General features: G+C 58.5%; 1 rRNA gene. It reads right to left on the bottom strand.

The window, feature by feature from the left end:
• Positions 1–43: 43 nt before the first annotated feature.
• Positions 44–1,578 (bottom strand): 16S ribosomal RNA (locus tag YWW_RS0124190).
• Positions 1,579–1,798 lie beyond the last annotated feature (220 nt).

Raw genomic sequence — 1,798 nt, 5'->3', positions numbered from 1 at the left:
CGGATGGTTGACCACGCCCACAGGGCGGGTCGGGACTCCTTAGAAAGGAGGTGATCCAGCCGCACCTTCCGGTACGGCTACCTTGTTACGACTTCGTCCTAATCGCCAGCCCCACCTTCGACCACTCCCTCCCAAACGGGTTGGGCCGCAGGCTTCGGGTGTTGCCAACTTTCATGACGTGACGGGCGGTGTGTACAAGGCCCGGGAACGCATTCACCGCAGCGTTGCTGATCTGCGATTACTAGCGACTCCACCTTCATCGAGCCGAGTTGCAGACTCGAATCCGAACCAAGACCGGCTTTACAGAGATTCGCTCCACCTCACGGTATCGCAACCCGCTGTACCGGCCAATGTAGCATGCGTGAAGCCCTGGACATAAGGGGCATGATGACTTGACCTCATCCCCACCTTCCTCCGAGTTAACCCCGGCAGTCTCCCGCGAGTCCCCAGCCTAACCTGCTGGCAACACGGGATAAGGGTTGCGCTCGTTGCGGGACTTAACCCAACATCTCACGACACGAGCTGACGACAGCCATGCACCACCTGTCACCCAGTCCGAAGAGGGCCCCATCTCTGAGGCTTTCCGGGTGATGTCAAACCCAGGTAAGGTTCTTCGCGTTGCATCGAATTAATCCGCATGCTCCGCCGCTTGTGCGGGCCCCCGTCAATTCCTTTGAGTTTTAGCCTTGCGGCCGTACTCCCCAGGCGGGGCGCTTAATGCGTTAGCTACGGCACAGAACCAACCAACGTGGCCCCACACCTAGCGCCCACCGTTTACAGCATGGACTACCAGGGTATCTAATCCTGTTCGCTCCCCACGCTTTCGCTCCTCAGCGTCAGTACCAGCCCAGAGACCCGCCTTCGCCACCGGTGTTCCTCCACATATCTGCGCATTTCACCGCTACACGTAGAATTCCGATCTCCCCTACTGGCCTCAAGCCCGCCCGTATCCACCGCAAAACCCCAGTTAAGCCGGAGCCTTTCACGACAGACGCGACGAGCCGCCTACGAGCCCTTTACGCCCAATAAATCCGGACAACGCTCGCGCCCTACGTCTTACCGCGGCTGCTGGCACGTAGTTAGCCGGCGCTTATTCAACCACTACCGTCAACCCCGCAAAAACGAAGCCTTCGTCATGGATAAAAGAGGTTTACAACCCGAAAGCCGTCATCCCTCACGCGGCGTCGCTGCATCAGGCTTCCGCCCATTGTGCAAAATTCCCCACTGCTGCCTCCCGTAGGAGTCTGGGCCGTATCTCAGTCCCAATGTGACCGACCGCCCTCTCAGGCCGGCTACCCGTCACCGCCTTGGTAGGCCATCACCCCACCAACCAGCTGATAGGCCGCGAGCCCCTCCCCAACCACAAAAGCTTTCCACCACCAGGTCATGCGACCGGCAGTCGTATCCGGTATTAGCCGTCGTTTCCAACGGTTATCCCGAAGATGGGGGCAGGTTACCCACGTGTTACTCACCCGTTCGCCACTCGAGCACCCAGCAAGCTGGGCCTTTCCGTTCGACTTGCATGTGTGAAGCACGCCGCCAGCGTTCGTCCTGAGCCAGGATCAAACTCTCCAACCAAAACCAAACACACCAACACCCGAAACCGAGCATCAGCGCGAAGCAATGTGCCGAAGCATGCCCTGACCGATCATCCGAGACCCACCAGTTCAGCAAACCAGTACGCCCCAAGGAAAAGACAGTCAAAAACAGTACCAACCATGAACCCCGAAAGATCCACAGCCAGCCCACACGCTGACCATCCAAACACCCTGTTGAGTTCTCAAACAACACGCCACAA

This window comes from Glycomyces tenuis DSM 44171, assembly GCF_000427885.1.
GTDB classification, from domain to species: domain Bacteria; phylum Actinomycetota; class Actinomycetes; order Mycobacteriales; family Micromonosporaceae; genus Glycomyces; species Glycomyces tenuis.
Note: the sequence above shows the minus strand (reverse complement) of the source record. Positions and strands in the feature narration are given on the sequence as shown.